Genomic DNA, 19186 nt, shown 5'->3' with positions numbered 1-19186 from the left:
AAAAATTAATGACCCTTTCTTTCCTCCAATACATGTTCTAGCACCCTCATTGTACTTACCAATTCTTGAATCGGAAATTCTTCAGACACGGCCGCTTGCAGCTGTTTGTAATAATCATACCATTCTTCAGATACAGACTGTTTATGCGCTAAAACGTACTGATTCACTAAATGAGTATAGTGTGAATGAAGAGCGGCTTCTTCTTTCGCAATGTAATGATTAACATCCGGCTTAATACGTTCTAGTAAAGCAGCGTGAAGCTTTGCTTTCTCATTTTTTTCAAAAAAGCTTTTATTGTTTTTATACAGTGAGAGCTCTTTTTGATACGATTCATTCTCATCAAACTGATGACTTGTCACAACTTCACTGCCATTTGGAGGCTCTAACGAGTTCAACGTTGGAGTAAACGTCGGTTCATAGCGCTGTAGCTTTGTAATGATCATTCGATGCCAGTCTTCGATTAATTTTACGATGTATTTTTCGATTCGCAAAGTGGTCGCACGCACTTCTTGCGTTGCATCGAAGGAAATAGACGTTAACAACTCCTGCAAACACAGGCGCAGCTGCTTTTGCTTTTCACCTCGATCATCCCTTAAGTTTGCCGGACTGAAGGCTTCTTTAAAGAAGTCATCGTACCTCACAAACAGACGTTTTTTTACATAAAATAAGAGCTCTTCTAATTCTCGGTCAAACTGCTGTTGTTCATATTCAAAATGAATTTCATGCAGTTTTGCTGCTACCTGCTCATTTTTTATGTGAAGAGATTGAATGTATCGCTTTTTATCCACTTCTGATTTTGTTTGCACCTGTTTCATTTCATTGGCAACTGCTAAAATTTGTTCGAAATCTGCATAAACACTTTGGATAGCAAGCTCTGGTAATTCATAGTTTATGAAGCGGTAAAACGCATTTTTGAATGGCAGAAACATTTTATCCTCGTGGTTTTGCAAAGCCTGCAAGCTTGATACCGGGTATAAGCGCGGAAAGCGTATACCATACTGTTCAAGCTGCTCTTTTACGTACGTCTGAACTAACTGCAGCTCTGTATCCGAGCTGGCTAGGTCCGCTGCATTTACTAAGAAAAACATTTTATCAAGCGCAAATACATCTTTTACACGGCCAAGCTGAATAAGAAATTCGCGGTCAGCTTTTGAAAACGCATGATTATAATACGTTACAAATAAAATGGCATCTGCATTTTTGATATATTCAAACGCTACTCCAGTGTGTCTCGCATTGATTGAATCAGCTCCGGGTGTATCAACGAGCGTAATGCCTAAGCGAGTAAATTCACAGTCATAATACAGGTTAATAAATTGAACAAAACACGCTTTTTCTTCTTTGGCTACATAATCATGAAATCCTTCTGTATCCACTACTACTTCTGAACCGATATGCTGCTTGACTTCGCCGTAGCCTTTTTCTACTGCCTGTAAAAACGACAAATGCAGCTGCAGCTCTTCTGTTGCCTGCAGGGTTGGAATAATTGTTAGCGCTTCGTCAATTGATTCTACTTCATGATGAAACAGCTTAAGTGCACCATTTAAATCTTGGATCATTTGCTCGTTTGTTTTCATTTGTACAACAGCTGTTTTATGCGGCCGTTTTTCCGTTGGAGGCATAATTTTATTGATGGTTGCTGTTGTTGGGTTCGGAGATACAGGAAGTAATCTTTCTCCAATCAACGCATTGGCAAAAGATGATTTACCGGCACTGAACGCTCCAAATAAAGCTACGGTAAACGTTTGATTTGATAGCTTTTTACGCTTTTCTTGAAGCCTGTTAATAAAGCGGTCTAATTTTCCAAATGAACGGAGCTGTTCGAGAACAGCTGATACATCTTGAAGAACCTTTTCTGTTCCTGTTTCATGCGCAGCTTCCTCAGGCTCTGAAACTAACTGCTGCTCACTCACGGCTTCATGTTTTTCTTCAGCTTTCATGATGCCCTTTTCATATTCTTCTTGTAACATATATGACAACTCGTTCGCATCTTCTGCCGTTAGGTAGTCATCAGTTTGCTGTAAAGATTGAAGCAAAGCTTTTGTACGTGCCAATTTTGCTTTCATTTCCTGAAGAGATGTATACGCTTCTTCAAATGCTTCACATTCCTGCAAGTGCTGATAAATTTTTTCACGCTTTACTTCATCTTGCTCGATTTTGCTCTGTTCAATTTGCGCATAAAGCTCATATAATAATCGCGTCGCTTTTTTCTTAATATGATCGGCTACATCTTTTGCGTACGTTAAAACATAATCACCATTAATCGTAGCTCCTGCCTTTACCGTTTCAATTAAATCATGCGGCTCTAACGGAATTTCAAACTGCTGAACCTGGCGTATAAGATCCGGATCGGTAAGATTTTGATTTTTCACCAGCTCTTGCACATATTGCTGCAAGTGCCACTGCAGCTGAGAAGCTGCACGTTCTTTCATATCATCAAAAAATAACGTCAGCCGCTCTTTTTTTACTTCCTCGGTCTTTTTCTTAGCAAATAAAAGACCCACTTTAAAATCAGGCTTTGTCGTTTCTAAAAACAGCCTAGCTTTTTCTCTCATTTCATATGGTGTTAAATTGGCGTTGCTTAGTATCTTACCTGTTTCTTGTTGGTACGTTTCTGCCAGCTGCTTTTCAGCCCGCCTCATTTCCGCTTCTTTTTCGAGAAGCTGCTCTTTTTGCTGCTTATTGATTTCATGGTTCTCAAGCGTCAGCTTATGGCGCAGATCGTCATGAATCGTTAACTTTTCTTCTTCTTGGTCTTCAATAAAGGCAAGGTGATCGTCAATTACCATTTGCATCGCATGTTGAATATGCTGATGTCGGTTTTCTTTTTCCGTCATCATAGCAAGTAATAGAGATTTTACGTACGAAAGGTCGTTATGACGGTTGGTTGGCTCTTTTAACGACGTATAGAAGATTCCTTCTGGTCTCACATTCCACTTTAAAAATGACGTTTCGACAGACTCTTTAAATGCTTGAAATGTTAGCTGATCTTCTTGGTGTTTATCAATTTGATTTACAATTAAATAAAGCGTTTTATTAGCTTCTTGCAGCTGTTTTGCAAATTGAAGATTTAATTCTGCCTGCACATGATTATAATCCATCACGTAGAAAATAACGTCCGCTAAGTGAAGAGCTGACTCGGTCGATACACGATGCGCATCATCTGTTGAATCAATTCCCGGTGTGTCCATCACCACAACATTTTTAGGAATAGCATCTGTATCTATCGATAAATGAATGGACTCTACTTCATCTCCATCAACAGCAAACTGCTTAATTTGCTCATACTCATAAGGCGCTTCATAACGCACCGGCGGCTGTTTGCGGTAATAAACGGTTGCATGCTCATCTCCAGCTTTTACTGATACTAAGTTTGCGCTTGTTGGAATAGGACTTGCAGGCAAAATTGCTTGCCCCATTAATTCGTTAATCATGCTCGATTTTCCAGCCGAAAAATGTCCGCAAAATGCTACAACAAATTCACCGTTCACCCACTTTTTTAACAGCTGTATTGCTTTTGCTGCCTGCTGTTCATCTCCAGCTGCTTGAAATTGCTTATGTAAATGAAAAAGAGATGCTTCCAATCGGAGATTTTCTTGATGTTTCACACTCACTTTACCCATTATTACTCTACCCCTTTTGCCTCATTCAAGACTGTATTTAAATGTTCTTTATCCAGCTTTATTTCTGCTTATTCTTTCTCTATTTTACTTGATTCGCATGCGTTTTCCCATAAAAAACTGAATTTTTAGTTACAAAAACAATAAAAAAAGCTGTCAATAATTTGACAGCTTTGTATCGTATTTTTTATTCATCGCATGTATGTTACGCCTTTTGGGCTTTTTCAATATTTTTCATTACATACGTTGTGACGCCAACATATGTAGCAAGAGCTCCGATCACAAAAAGACTAACCATTACGTCCACCACCGTTTCTACTTGATGAAATTGATAATCTTTATCATTTGTTTCATCTTATCATGAAAGATAATCATTTTCAATTAGTTTTAAGATTTTTTTACAGGAAAGAAACGGCCCCTGTTTTGCATCACTTCGCCGTAATTTGTTTCATTCGTTAACGCTTGCTCTTCTAAGGGAATTCTAACAGCTAATATACACAAATTGAAAACAGAAAAAATAGCTAACGTCCAGTATGCCTGAAACATAAGCGGAACTAACACCAATTCTGCCGCTACTACCGTATAGTTAGGGTGCTTCATAAAACGATAAGGACCTCTTAGCACAACCTTCGCATTAGGCAAAACGATAATTTTTGTATTCCAATACTTTCCTAACGAAGAAATAGCCCATATTCTTGCAAGTTGCACAAGCACAAAAAAACTAAACAACAAAAAAGAAAAGTGATACATTCCATCGTTTAATACATACACTTCCGTAAAAAGAGCAGCAAAAAAAGCGGCATGCATGCTTACCATCCATTTGTAGTGACTTTGACCAGCTTCGTATGCTCCCTGCTTCTTCATCCAAGCTTCATTTCTTTTGGCAATAACCAATTCACATAGACGCTGTAAGATAATAAATACAAAAAAGCTATAAAAAAACAATCGCTTTACCTCCACTCTAATAGAAGCATTTCAGAACTAAATCCAGGGCCAAGAGCTGTTAATAAACCGTATTCTTCACTCGAAATTTCTTTCTTCATAAAGCGGTCTAATACATACAAAACGGTTGCGGAAGACATGTTTCCATGGTTTTTAAGTACATCTAGGGAATCAGCAATCATATTTTCGTTTAGCGACAGCGTTGATACATATGCTTCAAGCACTTTTTTCCCTCCAGGATGAGCAACAAAATGCTTTAAATCCCGACTGGTCAAATGCTGTGTTTGTAAAAATGACTCAACTTCTCCGCCTAACCACGAATCGATAATCGTGGGAATATCTTTTGAAAAGACAACAAATAGTCCATCATTTTTGATCTCCCACCCCATTACATCTTCTGAATTGGGCATGAGCGTCGATTGTGTATGTAAAATGTAAGGGTAGCTTTTTGCAAGGGCAAAAGTGGTATCAGCTTCGTCACCTGCGACTAAAGCAGCCGCTACTCCATCTGCAAATAAAGACGTACCGATTAAGTTGCTTTTTGAACGATCATTTCTCTGAAAAGTTAAACTGCAAAGCTCAATGGATAAAACAAGGACTTTAGCACGCGGAAAGGCTTTGCAATACTCATAAGCTCTTGAAAGCCCAGACGCTCCTCCAGCACACCCTAATCCCCAAATAGGAATTCGTTTTGTGTGGTCTGAGAACGCAAGCTTATTCATAATTCGTGCTTCAATGCTAGGCGTAGCTAAACCGCTTGTTGAAACATAAAAAATTGCCTCAATTTCTCCACATGGCAAAGGAGTACTTACATAGTTCTTATTTGTTAAGCAGTCTTCAATTGCTTTTGTACCTAATTCAACAGCAGATTCTATAAAAGCATCATTTTTTTCTTCAAATGTATGGTCTTCTTGAAACCAAGATAAGTCTTTGGCAAAATTACGTTTCTCAATTTGACCATTTTGAAAAACGGTTAGCAGACGATTAATATCTTTAAACGATTCGGAAAAAAGTTCTTTTGCAAATAGCAGCGTGTCTTGCTGAGTTAATTCATAGGGGGGAACTCCAAATCCAACTGAGATAATCTTTGGCATACACTTCACCTCTTTGATTGCGTTACATTTAACATTTGTAATAGCTGGGGATTTATTCAATTCTTTTTTAGTGGAATGGAGGCGAAACATAAAAAAACTTTCCTGTAACTCAGGAAAGTCTACGTTTTGAAGAAGTGTATGTTTGTTGTGCACTTTTATTATAGCGCAAATAATCTGAATGTACAGATACAATTTATGGATTGACGAAAATAAGTGCTTATTTTTTATGAAAAGAAAATGGACATATAGATTTCATCTACATATTCATTGTTGAAATAAGCTTGTTCTTTCATAACGCCTTCTTGTTCAAATCCTACCTTTTTATACAATTCGTATGCCACTTTATTCGAAGCAAACACAGTTAAAGAAAGTTTATGAAGATTATTTTCTTTGCACCAGTTTAGCGTATAATTCATAAATTGTTTGCCTATTCCCATTCCCTGTGCTTTTGAAATAAGCCATGTACGGAAGAGCCCCGTGTGGCGCTTCATTTTAATTTCGCCTCTAAGAACACGTGCAATTCCAAGCACTTCACCTTCGACTTCAGCTACAACGTACATGTGATTGTTCTTTTCTACTGATGCAATAAAATCTTGCTCTTCTTGGACTGTGCGCGGCTCATCTTTTTGAATAAATTCCCCGGCTTCAATAATTTCTCTTACCGCTGTTGTAATATGCTCTGCATCACTTGCCTGTGCAGGGCGAATAGTGACTTCACGTCCGTCTTTTGCTTTAAATTTCACTATGTTTTTCTCTGCTGTAATCATCTATATCAACTCCTATATTTTTCACCATTCAGTACTACTATTTTGGTTCTAGCTTGCGTAATTTATCAGTGGTAAAGTTCTGCTTTTCATTTCATCTAACAAGCAATCATGTGCATTTGTTGTATTACCCACGCTTTAAACAAAGCTAAACCATTTTTGAAATATTTATTCTTGCACAGACACCCTAGAAATGCAATTAATTGTGCTAAAGAACTATTATTCCAAATTTTCTTTACAAAAGTGCATAAAAAAGCTAGGACACAACAAAACACCTGAAAGCTACGTCCACCTTACCAACAAAAAAATACGAACTAACAACCAATAATTTTGATTATTAGTTGCTAGTTCGTATTTCACTTCGACTAAAATATTTTTGTCCCTCTGCTTTTGATTAAAGTCCCATTGAGATATATTTTACTTCTAAATAATCTTCAATGCCGTAATGACTTCCTTCGCGTCCAAGACCACTTTCTTTAAAGCCGCCGAATGGAGCTTGAGCTGCAGATGGAGAGCCATCATTTACTCCTACAATGCCGTATTCTAACTCTTCAGATACAAACGTTGCTTCTTTAATGTTTTCTGTAAATACGTAAGCGGCTAAACCATAAGGGCTATTGTTTGCTCGTTCTACGGCTTCTTCTACTGTTTTGAATGTTGCTACAGGTGCCAATGGTCCAAACGTTTCTTCAAACATGCAATTCATGTCATCAGTTACATTTGTAATAATTGTCGGCTCCATAAAGAAACCGTTTTTAGTTGTTATAGCTTGTCCGCCAACCACAACTTTAGCTCCTTTACTTTTTGCATCTGCAATTTGTGCTTTTACTTTCTCAACCGCTTTATCGTTAATTAACGGTCCAACTTGTGTACCTTCTTCTAATCCATTTCCTACTGTTAATTCCGCCGCTTTTGCTGCAAATTTTTCAACAAAAGCATCTGCAATGGATTCTTGTACATATACGCGGTTTGTGCAGATGCACGTTTGACCTGCGTTTACGAACTTAGAAGCAATTACGCCGTTTACAGCAGCGTCTAAATCTGCATTTTCTGTTATGATAAACGGTGCGTGACCGCCTAATTCCAGCGATAATTTTTTCACAGTATCAGCAGCACCGCGCATTAAATGTTTGCCAACCGCTGTTGAACCAGTAAATGTTAATTTTCGGATACGTCCGTCTTTTTGCCATGTGTCACCAATAGCTGCTGCATCTCCAGTAACAACATTGATTACACCTTTTGGAACTCCAGCTTCTTCTGCGAGCTCTACTAAACGATATGCTGTAAATGGTGTTTCTTCAGATGGTTTTAGAACAATTGTACATCCTGCTGCAAGAGCTGGGGCCACTTTACGCGTAATCATTGCTGCAGGGAAGTTCCATGGTGTAATAGCTGCTACAACGCCGACAGGCTGTTTTTTAACCGTAATACGTTTATGCGTATGATGAGCTGGAATCGTTTCACCGTATACACGCTTTCCTTCTTCAGCAAACCAAGCAATATAATCATTGCCATACTGCACTTCACCTTTTGCTTCTGCAAATGGTTTGCCTTGTTCCGTTGTCATAATTTCTGCTAGTTCATCTTTATGATTTTCAATTAGTTGATGCCATCTCATTAAAATAGCACTGCGCTCTTGAGCGGTTCTTTTCGACCATGTTTTAAAAGCTGCAGCCGCTGCATCAGCGGCAAGTGCTGCTTCCTTTGCGCCTGCCTTTGGAATTTGTCCTATTACTTCTTTTGTTGCTGGATTGACTACATCAATTTTCTCTTCCGTTGTTGTCCATTCACCGTTAATATATAGTTTGTTTGGATACATCATTCATCCTCCTAGTTGTGTGAATTTCTTTGTGCTGTGTTAACTACACTATATACACTAGCATCTTCATTGATTTATGAGAACTTCCCTTCTATACTATGGGTATAACAAAAGGTTATAGGTGATAAATATGAAAACAGAATGGCTTGAGTCTTTTATTGAAACAGCCAAAACAAAAAGCTTAAGCAAAGCAAGCGAACAGCTGCATATGACGCAGCCCGCGCTCAGTAAGCAAATGAGAAAACTAGAAGAAGATTTAGGAGTCACATTATTTATTCGCTCCGCTACAGGAGTAGAATTAACCTCAGCAGGTGAAATTCTTTTACAAGAAGGTGAATCCATACTATCAAGCGTTCATGCTCTTCAAAAAAAATTAGTGTCTACGCAAGAAGCTTGTGATTTAACTATCGGAACGTGGCAGAGTATGGCTGCTTTTTACTTACCTTATCAACTGGCTTCTGCTAAAGATCACAATCGCCATATTGATATAAAAACCTCGCATCACTATTATGATTTGTTAGAGCAGTTAGAAAGCAATCAAATTGACGGGGCTTTATTTGATGATCGAGAGGTTCAACATACTTACTGGTCAAAACTATTATTCAAAGAAGACTTTTATTTATTTGTGAATGATCAGCACCGGTTAGCCGAAAAAGAAAGCGTATCATTTAAAGATTTTAAAGAAGAACCCATTGTAGTTCTCCCGCCAGGGTGCGATGTTCGGACATTAGTAGAAAAAGCGTACAATCGTCATAACTTAAAAATTTCCATTGCTAATGAAATTGAATTTGCTCAAAGTATTATGGGATTTATTTCAGCTAATTTAGGTATTTCAATTCTGCCTGAAATTTTTATGCGTCATTTACAAAGCTCAAACATTAAAGCGTTACCCATTACAGACTTCAAATTCAAAAGAGAAATTTCATTAGTGGCAAAAAACCCTGATGTGGGGAAAATGCTTTATACACTGTTTTTCAAAACACGGTCTTAATAGGAAAAACGAACAAATTAGGCCTATGTTCCCCATAACAATGAAAAGATCCGAACGATTAACCGTTCGGATCTTCTCAACTAAAATATTTTTGTCCTAGCCTCTTTTTATTTCGATACGACTTCATTTGTTAACTTTGTTTCTGCAACTTGCGTACGTGGTGATTTCATCATATTAAAGACAATATTTAAAAAGATTGCTGTAAAACTCCCCATTACAATACCGCTTCCAGTAAGAACTTGAAGACTCTCTGGTAAGTTTTTGAAGAGTTCAGGTACAACCGTCACCCCTAGACCCATGCCAACCGAACATGCAATCACAAGAAGGTTTTCTTGTTTGGCTAAATCAACTTGACTAAGGATTTTAATACCTGAAGAGATTACCATTCCAAACATAGCTACCATTGCTCCACCAAGGACAGAGCTCGGGATAACCGTCGTCACGGCTGCGATTTTAGGTAGAAAACCCAAAACGATTAAAATTCCACTCGCTGCAAATATAACATTTCTTGTGCGAACACCTGACAATTGTAAAAGTCCTACATTTTGAGAATACGCTGTATAAGGAAATGCGTTAAAAAATCCGCCTAATAAAATCGCCAGTCCTTCTGCACGATAGCCTTTAGATAAATCTTTTTCATCCACTTCTTTTTTACAAATATCACTAACAGCAAAATAAACGCCTGTTGACTCGACAATACCAACAAGTAAAACAAGGAACATTGTCAGAATGGCCATAATATTAAAAGTTGGCATCCCAAAGTACAAAACATGTGGCATATGAACCCACGCTTCTTCTTTTACGCCGGAAAAATCTACTTTTCCCATAAAAGAAGCTGCGATTGTTCCAACAACTAATCCTAATAACACAGAGACGGAACGCATAAATCCTTTTGTAAATCGATACAGAACAATAATTAATAGCAAAACGCCAAAACCTAAACCTAAATTGCTCAAGCTGCCAAAATCTTTACTTCCTTCTCCTCCGGCTAAATCTTTAATCGCTACAGGAATTAACGTAATTCCAATAATCGTTACAACCGAGCCCGTAACTAAAGGAGGGAAAAACTTCACCAATTTACCTAAAAAAGCAGAAAGAAGGACAATGAGTAAACCAGCGACGATAATAGAACCATATATGGAAGAAACGCCGTAAGAACCTCCAATTGAAATCATAGGTCCTACTGCAGTAAACGTACACCCTAATACAACTGGAAGACCAATTCCAAAAAAACGATTTTTCCATACTTGCAGTAGAGTTGCCACACCACACATAAATAAGTCAATCGCCACTAAATACGTAAGCTGCTGCTGAGTCAAGCCAATGGCTCCTCCAACAATAAGCGGAACAACAATCGCACCTCCGTACATAGCTAAAACATGCTGTAAACCAAGTGAAAAGACTTTTCCTTTATTCATATTAAACCTCCACTGTTGGTTTATCTTCAGCAAATGTAACTTTACCATTTGATAAAGACTGAATGCGTGCTAATGATTCTACTTTAACGCCTGATTTACGAATTTGTTTTCCTCCATCTTGGAACGCTTTTTCAATAACAATCCCAATGCCGCCTACTTTAGCACCTGCTTTTTGTACGATATCCATCAAGCCGAATGCAGCTTGGCCGTTTGCTAAAAAGTCATCAATAATTAAAATCACGTCATCTTCTCGAATAAATTTATCAGCAACTGAAATTTCATTTTCTTCTTTTTTTGTAAATGAATATACTTTTGATGTAATGAGTCCGTCTTGAAGTGTTAAAGATTTTCTTTTTCTGGCAAACACCATCTCAACGTTTAGCTTCAATGCGGTCATAATCGCTGGAGCAATTCCTGATGATTCAATCGTTAAAGTCTTCGTAATTCCTGCATCTTCAAAACGCGAAGCGAATTCTTCTCCAATTTCTTTCATTAATACAGGATCCATTTGGTGGTTTAAAAATGTGTCTACTTTTAAAACCGTGTCCGATAATACGATACCATCTGTTAAAATTTTGTTTTGCAAAGCTTTCATAGTTCGTTCCTCCAACGTTTGTATTAAAAAAGCTCAAAAACATAGCTGCACTCGTATATGAGTAGAGCAATGTCCTTGAGCTGTTACGCACAAAAGTGAAAAACAAACTTCATCGCTCACCCATAGTCAAACTATTTACGGTAGTTTGGTAGATACTTACGAGCCTTATTCTCGTCATTATATGAGTGCGTTATTGAGTTAATTGTATTATATCAGCAAATCTTTTATTTGAAAATATCTAAAAGCGATATTTTCGAACATTTACTTGCGATACAAAACACAATATTCGGTTATAGCGCTTTTTATACGCGATAAATTTCTCCATATTTCTTTTCTAGATACTGAATTAAATAATCTACATTTAAGCCTTCTCCCGTTACATCGTTTAAAATTTCAAGAGGCTTTTTCATTTTTCCGTACTGATGAATATGTTCTGTTAGCCAATTTGTAATCGGCGAAATTTCTCCTTTTTCAAGAAGTTCATCATAATTGGGCAAGTCTTTTAACATGGTATGCTTAAACTGCGCTGCGTACATATAGCCAAGAGCATAGGAAGGGAAGTACCCAAAGCTTCCTCCGGCCCAGTGTACATCCTGAAGCACGCCTTCTCCATCGTGACTTGGACGAACTCCTAAATATTCTTCGTATTTCTCATTCCAAATTTCCGGTAAATCTGCAACTTTATATTCTCCGTTTATTAATCCTTTTTCAATCTCATAGCGAATCATAATATGAAGAGGATACGTTAACTCATCTGCTTCAATACGAATAAGAGACGGTTTCGCCTCATTTACTCCTCGGTAAAAATCTTCTAAATCTACATCGTCAAATTGTCCCGGCGCATGCTTTTTTAGTACGTCGTAATGATGCTGCCAAAATGCCTTATTTTTACCGACAAACTGCTCAAAAAACAGCGACTGTGATTCATGAATTCCCATTGAAGTACCTTCACATAGAACTGTACCGACAAGATTCTTTGAAATATTCTGTTCATATAATGCATGGCCGCATTCGTGAATTGTTCCAAAAATAGCCGTTCGAAAATCGTTTTCGGCATATTTAGTCGTGATGCGCACATCTCCCGGGTTTAAGCCAGTAGCAAAAGGATGGACTGTTTCATCAAGTCGCCCCGCTTCAAAATCATAGCCAAGCGTTTTTAACACGTCTAGACTAAATTGCTTTTGCGCTTCTTTTGGGAAAGTACGGAATAAAAATTCCGTATTTGGCTTTGTATTCGACCCGGCGATTCGCTGAACAAGAGGCACAATATGCTCCCGCAGCTTTCCAAATACCTCGTCTAAGATTTCAACCGTCATCCCCGGTTCAAAAAGGTCTAATAAACGGTTATATTTGTTTCCTTCATACCCCCAATACTCCACAAACTTCTGATTGAACGCTACAATTTTTTCGAGATACGGTTGAAATAAAGCAAAATCTGCTTTTTCTTTTGCGTCTTCCCAAACCGACTCAGCTTTTGAAGTTAATGTAACGTATTCTTTATATTCGTGCGGAGGAATCTTTTTATTTAAGTTATATTCTTTTTTACATTCTTCCACTGCTTTTTTCGTAATATCGTTTATGTAAGGCTGTGACTCAGGGTTCGTTAATTTCTCAATAAAACCTGCCATTTCATCAGAAACCGAAAGATTGAACGCTTCTGATGACATCATGCCAATAACTTCAGAACGCTGGTCCGCCCCTTTTTTTGGAGCACCCGTCCTCAAATCCCAGTACATCACTCCGATTGCCTCGTGATAACTTTTGATTTTATTCATGTATTCATAAAACTGTTTCTCAATTTTCTGTATGTCTTCTCTCATTGTTTTTCCTCCTTACTTTCCTTATTTCACCATAAATTATTTTATCATAATAGTAACGGCGTGTATATAACTGAATATTCAATCTATTATACGTATAAAAAAACGCGGCTACAACCGCGCTTTTTTATACGTTTTCTATTTTTGTTGGGACATTTTGTTCAATGATTGAACGCACTTTTGAATCTGTGCTTTTTGGCATAAAGATCGTGATTAGACCCTTATCGTTATGAGAGCGAATCAGCCTTCCAACTCCTTGCTTTAAGCGAAGAAGCATATACGGCATATCTGCATCCCAAAATGGATCGACTACTTGATTGCGCTTTGCTTCAAAGACCGGATCATTTGGTGGATACGGCAGAGACCAAATAATTACATTAGATAGCGAAGGTCCAGGAATATCCAATCCTTCCCACAAATGAACAGCGCATAAAATCGTTTCTTCTTCCCTTTGGAACTGAGATACTAATTTACTGATTTCTTGATCGCCTTCAAATAAGAATGTGTACTGATTTAACTCTTTGGAAACTTCTTTGAACATCTCTAGTTCTTCTTTGCTGTTAAACAGTAAAAGTGCTCGTCCGTTCGTTTTTTCGAGCTGCGCAACAGCAAAGGCGAATTTTTCAGCAAACGCTTCTTCTTGATCATCTGAAACATTTTTTACCGCAATTTTCATTTGCTCATCATAATCAAATGGCGATTCAACGGAAAAAGAAAGCGGCTTTGCAATTCCTAAGCTATATGCTAAATAATCGAACGATTGGTTATCTGAAAGAGTGGCAGACGTGAAAATGTATGGTATTTTCTTTGCAAATACTCGTTCTTTTAAGACGTCTTTTACTGCTTGCGGCATAATAACCAACGTCAGCTGCCAGTTGTTTTCTTCCACCCAGTAGATGGCATTTTCATTGTCCATGAATAAGCGCAGCGAATAGTCAATTTGATCTAGGTACTCATCTACAATTCGCAGCGTATATTCGTCTACTGTATAGGTCTCACTCTCAAACACAAGCTCGTTTCCGATATGCTCAAGCAGCGATAAAAGTTCTTTTCCTACACTTTGTAATCCGTTTGTACGGGCTACTTCTTTACGGCTAGAACCAACGATTTCTGTGCTTGCTTCACTTAAACGGTCAAAGAACATTGCGTACACATCGATAGCGTGCTCGATCTTCACAGCAAATTCTTCTCGCACGTCATTTTCTAATAGACGCGTTAACAAGTTTTCTAACGTATCTTCTTGAATGCGATATGTTAAAGCCTTTTGTGCAGCAAATTCCAGCAGGTGACCTTCATCAAATACAACACAGCTGCTTTCAGGAAGAAGGGGAAGCTGTCCTTCACGCTTGCGGGCTTCATATGTCCAAATGTGCTCCATGTAAAAATCGTGAGAGCAAATAATTAAGTCATGTGCTTTTCTATAGTGCTCACGTGAAAGCGTTAAGCCGCATCTATGACGCTGCTCACAGGAAGAGCAGTCTTGAAACGTATCCCAGTTAATTTGATTCCATTCCTCATCCGTTAAATGAGGATATTCTTTACGGTCTCCGTAGTGATAGAACGACTGCATACCGCTATGATCATGAACAAAATCAGGAAGCGTATCGTAAATTTCTTCAATGTTTTCATTATCTGTTCGTGCTGTCACAGCATCTAATTTCTTTAAACACAGATACTGATCTTGAGATTTTGCTAGGCGAACATCCATGTTAATATCTAAAATACCAGAGAGCTTGGCAATGTCTCCTTCGGCTTTTACTAACTGTTCAATTAATGTTTCATCCGCACAGGCAATAATAGCTGGCTTGCCAATATACCTTGCATAACAAATAGCATACAGTAAATACACAATGGTTTTTCCTGTTCCTACACCTGCTTCTGCAAAGATTACATTTTTTTCTTTAAAAGCTCGTTCGATTTGAAAAGCCATAAAAATTTGTTCGTCTCGAAGTTCTAACCCTGCGTCTGGAAGATGATCATAAAAAACATCACCTATCCATTCATTTAATTTGTCAAAAAAGTTTTCATCCCGCTCAATTGTAAAAGGCAACCGCTCTCTCATCATCGATACTGACTCCTTTATTTATGTAAATATCTATCAATAAAAATTAGCTTCACTTCTTTTTATCTAGTAAATTTCTCATGTAAGCAAAACTTAATTATTGACTACTTTATCTAAAATGTCAATAAAAAGAGCTGAACATAAAAAAGTTCTGCCTGTAAGGACAGAACCTTTTTGTATAAAAGCTGAGTGTATAGAACGCAAACGGAATAAGTGCTATTAAAAAATTAATTGCAGCGGAATTTTGAGTCCGTGGACTGAGACAATAAAAAGGCCGCTTCATACTCGGCTTTTGCTTGTTCCAGCTGAGTAAGCGTCTCTCCGCTCACTTCTATTCCCTGCTGCATTAAATGATAGCTGTTTTCCAACGCTTGACGAATCATAGTGAACTGCGTGTTTCTATCCATTTATAAACATCCTCTCTCTGTAGTGCTTACTATAAAAGTGAATACTATCATTCTATACACCAGCTGTTTATTTTATTCTCAAAACCAGCATCTCTGGCTTAATAAATGGCTTCTTTCATTTAAGAAAATAATCGAACTTATTAAAATATTTTAATTCTCACTTGACATATAGGAATAATATATTTTAAAATTACTTACAGATTCAATCACTCAAAACTACATAATACAGGCTTACCGGTCAACCGATAGCCTCTAATTGCCAGATCCACGTACCATCCATCTGTGCAATTAGAGGCTTTTATTTTTTTAAAAGCCTGCTGAAAGGAGAAAAAATGGCAGAACTGCAGTTACAGCATGTGTATAAAAAATACGGAAAAGATAGTCTTGCAGTTGATAATTTCAATCTTCATATTCAAGACAAAGAATTTATTGTGTTTGTAGGACCTTCAGGGTGCGGCAAATCCACTACCCTTCGAATGATCGCCGGCCTTGAATCGATAACAGAAGGAGAATTGCTTATTAATGGAGATCGTGCAAACGATTTGCCTTCTAAGGACCGGGATATTGCAATGGTATTTCAAAACTACGCGCTTTACCCTCATTTAACAGTTTACGACAACATGGCATTTGGCTTGCAGCTCCGCAAAGTCCCAAAACAAGAAATTGATGATCGCGTTCGTGAAGCGGCTCGTATTTTGGACTTAGAACCCTATTTAAAACGCAAGCCAAAAGCGTTATCAGGAGGCCAGCGTCAGCGAGTGGCTTTAGGAAGAGCCATTGTACGGAATGCCCAAATTTTTTTAATGGATGAACCTTTATCTAATCTTGATGCGAAGCTTCGCGTACAAATGCGTGCTGAAATCAGTAAGCTTCATCAGAGGCTGCAGACGACCATTATTTATGTAACCCACGACCAAACAGAAGCGATGACGATGGCAAGCAGAATTGTAGTTATGAGAGACGGAAAAATTCAGCAAATAGGTTCACCTATGCAAGTGTATAATGCTCCAGAGAATACGTTTGTAGCCAGTTTTATAGGATCGCCGGGAATGAACTTTTTCACAGGAAAAGTAGTGAACAACATACTGTACATCAGTGAACATGAGTTTCAGCTGACAGAAAATCAAATGCATTCGTTACATGAAAAAGGCTACAACAATCAGTTCATTACTGTAGGAATTCGACCAGAGCATATTACGCGCGCCTATTCTGATGCTTCTCATATTTCATTACCGGTAGAGGTGTCTGAGTTATTAGGAGCAGAGTACATACTATACAGTAGTTTAGGAGACCAGCTCTTTGTAGCTAAAATCCCTGGGGATGAACATATTCAAGTTCATCAGCACTTTCCATTTCATTTTCAAATGAATCATGCTCATTTCTTTGACCAAGCATCTACCAACCGTATCAAAATTGACCAATAACTATCTAAAAAGAATTCTATAAATGGGGGAACTAAAATGAAAAAATTATTAATTCTGTTAGCAATGCTCACCGTGATCATCGCGGGCTGCGGCAAAAACAGTTCAACAAGCGGCGACAGCAGTGACTCTTCTAAAAAAGTAACCATTAACTTTACGCATTGGCGAGGAGAAGATTCGAAAGCTTTTGATTCTATCATTGAGCAATTCGAAAAGAAAAATCCAAATATTCATGTAGAAATGACCGTCTTTCCTTCTGATTCCTATCAATCACAAATTCAAGGATCTCTATTATCTGGAGAAGGTATCGATTTATTTGCTAGTTTTCCAGGAAGTCAATTTGAAACGATTCGCAAAGCAAACGGTTTTGCCAAGCTGGACAACCAAAGCTTACTCAGGAAATTTGACGAAAAGCTAATCCAAGCGGGCAAAGCGGATGATACGCAATATGCTCTTCCTTATCAGCTGGTCTATAACATCCCTGTCTATAACAAAGGCATTTTTGAAAAACTAAATTTAGATGTTCCTAAAGATTGGAATAGCTTTTTAAAAACATCTGAAGCATTAAAGAAAAATGGATACACTCCGATTTTATTTTCAGGAGACGTAAGTCCTTCTCAATTTATTAATCCAATGATTATGAATAACGAACCTACAAACAACGCCCTTCACGAAGTAGAAACGGGCAAGCGCAAGCTAACTGATGAATGGTTTATCAAAACCCTATCTCAAATTAAAGAATTAAATGACAAAGGTTACTTCCAAAAAGATGCTCTTGGTACGAAAAAAGAAAGTGCTGCAGCACTTTTTGCTCAGGAAAAAGGCGCAATGCTTGCTCAAGGTTCTTATATGATGGCTACAGTCAAACAGCAAAATCCGAAGATTGATCAAGGTTTGCTTGCCCCGATTACAGTGGATCAAGATAAAGCAAAATACGAAGGTGTTCATACCACGACATTCTTATTAGGTGTTGCTGAAAAATCAAAACACAAAGAAGCTGCTAAGAAATTTTTGACTTTCCTTGCAGATCCAAAGGTTTCTTCTGAGTACGCAAATGCTACTGGCCAGTTATTAACGGTCAAAGACGTGAAATATGATTCACCTGAACTCAAAGAAAGCGCAAAGTGGAAAGACAAAAAAACGGTCTTCCAACCTCGATTCACCATTTTAAATGAGCGCGTATCAAAAGCTGTTGAAACATCTGTACAGGACGTACTATCCGGTATGTCAGCGAAAAAAGCTGCTGAAAAAGCACAAGGAGAGGTAGAACGTGTCGCTAAAAACTAATACGTCTATTCAAGAAGAAGAAAAGAGAACCCCTTCGTTCTCTTTTCCTCTCTTTTCATTTAAAAGTATCTCTAAAAACAGACATCTATGGTTGTTTTTACTTCCCGGTTTTATCATATATACTGTTTTCTTTGCATTGCCAACGCTTTCTGCTTTATTTTTAAGCACAACTGATTGGAATGGATTGTCTTCTCAGTTCTCATTTGTAGGGTTTCAAAACTTCAAAGAAATTTTAACAAACGATGCTATTTTTACACAGTCTCTTACAAACAACTTAAAGTTTACAATTGGCGTGCTGATCTTTCAAACATTATTGAGCTTAGGCTTTGCACTTTTACTTTATAAAAATTCTGCATGGAATACATTTTATCGTTCACTCTTTTTTGTACCGACGATTATTTCGTCCGTGTCGATTGCCTTCACGTGGAACTTTATGTATGACCCCAACATTGGAGGAGTGAACCTATTTTTAAGTAAAATAGGCCTTGAGCATTGGACCCAGTCTTGGATTGGAAATGGACATATCGCCATTTACAGCTTGGCTTTTGTACAATTTTGGGCACATACTGGTCAAATGCTTATTATTTTTGTAGCTGGAATTCAAGCTATTCCCAGCGAGTTATATGAAGCTGCTAGTATTGATGGAGCAACAAGATGGCAAAAATTCAAGCGCATTACGTGGCCTCTTTTAGCTCCAGCTACGACAATGGTTGTAGCTTATACGACCATACAAAGTTTTAAAGCATTTGATTTAATCATTGCAATGACAAATGGAGGTCCCTCCAACTCAACTGAAATTCTTTCGACACTGCTTTATCACGAAGCTTTTATTAATTTTCGTTTCGGCTATGCCTCTGCCATTTCAGTTATATTTATGATTGTGATTGCTCTTTTAACGTTTCTTCAATTTCGCGTACTTCGCTTAACCAAAATGTAAAAGGAGATTCTT

General features: G+C 37.8%; 14 protein-coding genes and 1 riboswitch. Of the genes, 4 read left to right on the top strand and 10 right to left on the bottom strand.

Annotated elements, in window-relative coordinates:
• Positions 1-5: 5 nt before the first annotated feature.
• The 5 genes from LJC66_RS06975 to LJC66_RS06955 form a co-directional block, all read right to left on the bottom strand.
• A complete protein-coding gene (locus LJC66_RS06975) occupies positions 6-3623 on the bottom strand; it encodes a dynamin family protein (RefSeq protein ID WP_230932111.1) in 3618 nt (1205 codons plus the stop codon).
• Positions 3624-4007: 384 nt separating this feature from the next.
• A complete protein-coding gene (locus LJC66_RS06970; RefSeq protein WP_013082378.1) occupies positions 4008-4565 on the bottom strand; it encodes an isoprenylcysteine carboxyl methyltransferase family protein in 558 nt (185 codons plus the stop codon).
• Between the two features lie 5 nt (positions 4566-4570).
• Positions 4571-5656, bottom strand: coding sequence for a type III polyketide synthase (locus LJC66_RS06965; protein ID WP_098248333.1), 1086 nt, complete (start codon positions 5654-5656; stop codon positions 4571-4573).
• A 224-nt stretch (positions 5657-5880) separates the two neighbouring features.
• Complete coding sequence (locus LJC66_RS06960; RefSeq protein WP_013056162.1) at positions 5881-6423, bottom strand: GNAT family N-acetyltransferase; 543 nt, start codon at positions 6421-6423, stop codon at positions 5881-5883.
• Between the two features lie 391 nt (positions 6424-6814).
• Positions 6815-8239, bottom strand: coding sequence for an NAD-dependent succinate-semialdehyde dehydrogenase (locus tag LJC66_RS06955; RefSeq protein WP_195697101.1), 1425 nt, complete (start codon positions 8237-8239; stop codon positions 6815-6817).
• Between the two features lie 130 nt (positions 8240-8369).
• On the opposite strand from LJC66_RS06955, the gene LJC66_RS06950 reads away from it, so the two are divergent.
• On the top strand, positions 8370-9230 hold the full coding sequence (locus LJC66_RS06950; protein ID WP_050690760.1) for a LysR family transcriptional regulator: 861 nt from the start codon (positions 8370-8372) through the stop codon (positions 9228-9230).
• Between the two features lie 107 nt (positions 9231-9337).
• Here LJC66_RS06950 and LJC66_RS06945 read toward each other — a convergent pair whose 3' ends face one another.
• The 5 genes from LJC66_RS06945 to LJC66_RS06925 form a co-directional block, all read right to left on the bottom strand.
• On the bottom strand, positions 9338-10648 hold the full coding sequence (locus LJC66_RS06945; RefSeq protein WP_050691213.1) for a nucleobase:cation symporter-2 family protein: 1311 nt from the start codon (positions 10646-10648) through the stop codon (positions 9338-9340).
• A 1-nt stretch (position 10649) separates the two neighbouring features.
• Positions 10650-11243 carry a xanthine phosphoribosyltransferase gene (locus LJC66_RS06940; protein ID WP_230932110.1) on the bottom strand — a complete coding sequence of 198 codons (594 nt, stop codon included), beginning with the start codon at positions 11241-11243 and terminating at the stop codon, positions 10650-10652.
• A gap of 103 nt (positions 11244-11346) precedes the next feature.
• Positions 11347-11448, bottom strand: a riboswitch (purine riboswitch).
• 97 nt (positions 11449-11545) lie between these two features.
• On the bottom strand, positions 11546-13063 hold the full coding sequence (locus LJC66_RS06935) for a carboxypeptidase M32 (RefSeq protein WP_230932109.1): 1518 nt from the start codon (positions 13061-13063) through the stop codon (positions 11546-11548).
• A 124-nt stretch (positions 13064-13187) separates the two neighbouring features.
• Positions 13188-15125 carry an ATP-dependent DNA helicase gene (locus tag LJC66_RS06930; protein WP_013056155.1) on the bottom strand — a complete coding sequence of 646 codons (1938 nt, stop codon included), beginning with the start codon at positions 15123-15125 and terminating at the stop codon, positions 13188-13190.
• A gap of 224 nt (positions 15126-15349) precedes the next feature.
• Positions 15350-15529, bottom strand: a complete 180-nt coding sequence (locus LJC66_RS06925; protein WP_013056154.1) for a hypothetical protein — start codon at positions 15527-15529, stop codon at positions 15350-15352.
• Positions 15530-15861: 332 nt separating this feature from the next.
• Here LJC66_RS06925 and LJC66_RS06920 point away from each other — a divergent pair, with 332 nt between their 5' ends.
• Genes LJC66_RS06920 through LJC66_RS06910 form a run of 3 tightly spaced genes read left to right on the top strand, consistent with a single transcriptional unit; the run spans position 15862 to position 19174 of the window.
• Positions 15862-16953: an ABC transporter ATP-binding protein gene (locus LJC66_RS06920; protein ID WP_230932108.1), complete on the top strand. Its 1092-nt coding sequence runs from the start codon at positions 15862-15864 to the stop codon at positions 16951-16953.
• 36 nt (positions 16954-16989) lie between these two features.
• Positions 16990-18237, top strand: a complete 1248-nt coding sequence (locus LJC66_RS06915) for an ABC transporter substrate-binding protein (protein WP_230932107.1) — start codon at positions 16990-16992, stop codon at positions 18235-18237.
• Positions 18221-19174 carry a carbohydrate ABC transporter permease gene (locus LJC66_RS06910; RefSeq protein ID WP_230932106.1) on the top strand — a complete coding sequence of 318 codons (954 nt, stop codon included), beginning with the start codon at positions 18221-18223 and terminating at the stop codon, positions 19172-19174. Before LJC66_RS06915 ends, LJC66_RS06910 begins: the two co-directional genes overlap by 17 nt.
• The last annotated feature ends 12 nt before the right edge of the window (positions 19175-19186 follow it).

Source organism: Priestia sp. TSO9 (assembly GCF_021029645.1).
GTDB classification, from domain to species: Bacteria; Bacillota; Bacilli; order Bacillales; family Bacillaceae_H; genus Priestia; species Priestia megaterium_E.
This window is presented reverse-complemented; position numbering and strand designations above follow the sequence as displayed.

Excerpts from the sequence above, each read along its gene's own strand:
- LJC66_RS06950 (WP_050690760.1), top strand. The coding sequence starts at position 8,370 with ATGAAAACAGAATGGCTTGAGTCTTTTATTGAAACAGCCAAAACAAAA.
- LJC66_RS06935 (WP_230932109.1), bottom strand. The coding sequence starts at position 13,063 with ATGAGAGAAGACATACAGAAAATTGAGAAACAGTTTTATGAATACATG.
- LJC66_RS06955 (WP_195697101.1), bottom strand. The coding sequence starts at position 8,239 with ATGTATCCAAACAAACTATATATTAACGGTGAATGGACAACAACGGAA.
- LJC66_RS06925 (WP_013056154.1), bottom strand. The coding sequence starts at position 15,529 with ATGGATAGAAACACGCAGTTCACTATGATTCGTCAAGCGTTGGAAAAC.
- LJC66_RS06940 (WP_230932110.1), bottom strand. The coding sequence starts at position 11,243 with ATGAAAGCTTTGCAAAACAAAATTTTAACAGATGGTATCGTATTATCG.
- LJC66_RS06915 (WP_230932107.1), top strand. The coding sequence starts at position 16,990 with ATGAAAAAATTATTAATTCTGTTAGCAATGCTCACCGTGATCATCGCG.
- LJC66_RS06930 (WP_013056155.1), bottom strand. The coding sequence starts at position 15,125 with ATGATGAGAGAGCGGTTGCCTTTTACAATTGAGCGGGATGAAAACTTT.
- LJC66_RS06960 (WP_013056162.1), bottom strand. The coding sequence starts at position 6,423 with ATGATTACAGCAGAGAAAAACATAGTGAAATTTAAAGCAAAAGACGGA.
- LJC66_RS06920 (WP_230932108.1), top strand. The coding sequence starts at position 15,862 with ATGGCAGAACTGCAGTTACAGCATGTGTATAAAAAATACGGAAAAGAT.
- LJC66_RS06975 (WP_230932111.1), bottom strand. The coding sequence starts at position 3,623 with ATGGGTAAAGTGAGTGTGAAACATCAAGAAAATCTCCGATTGGAAGCA.
- LJC66_RS06945 (WP_050691213.1), bottom strand. The coding sequence starts at position 10,648 with ATGAATAAAGGAAAAGTCTTTTCACTTGGTTTACAGCATGTTTTAGCT.
- LJC66_RS06965 (WP_098248333.1), bottom strand. The coding sequence starts at position 5,656 with ATGCCAAAGATTATCTCAGTTGGATTTGGAGTTCCCCCCTATGAATTA.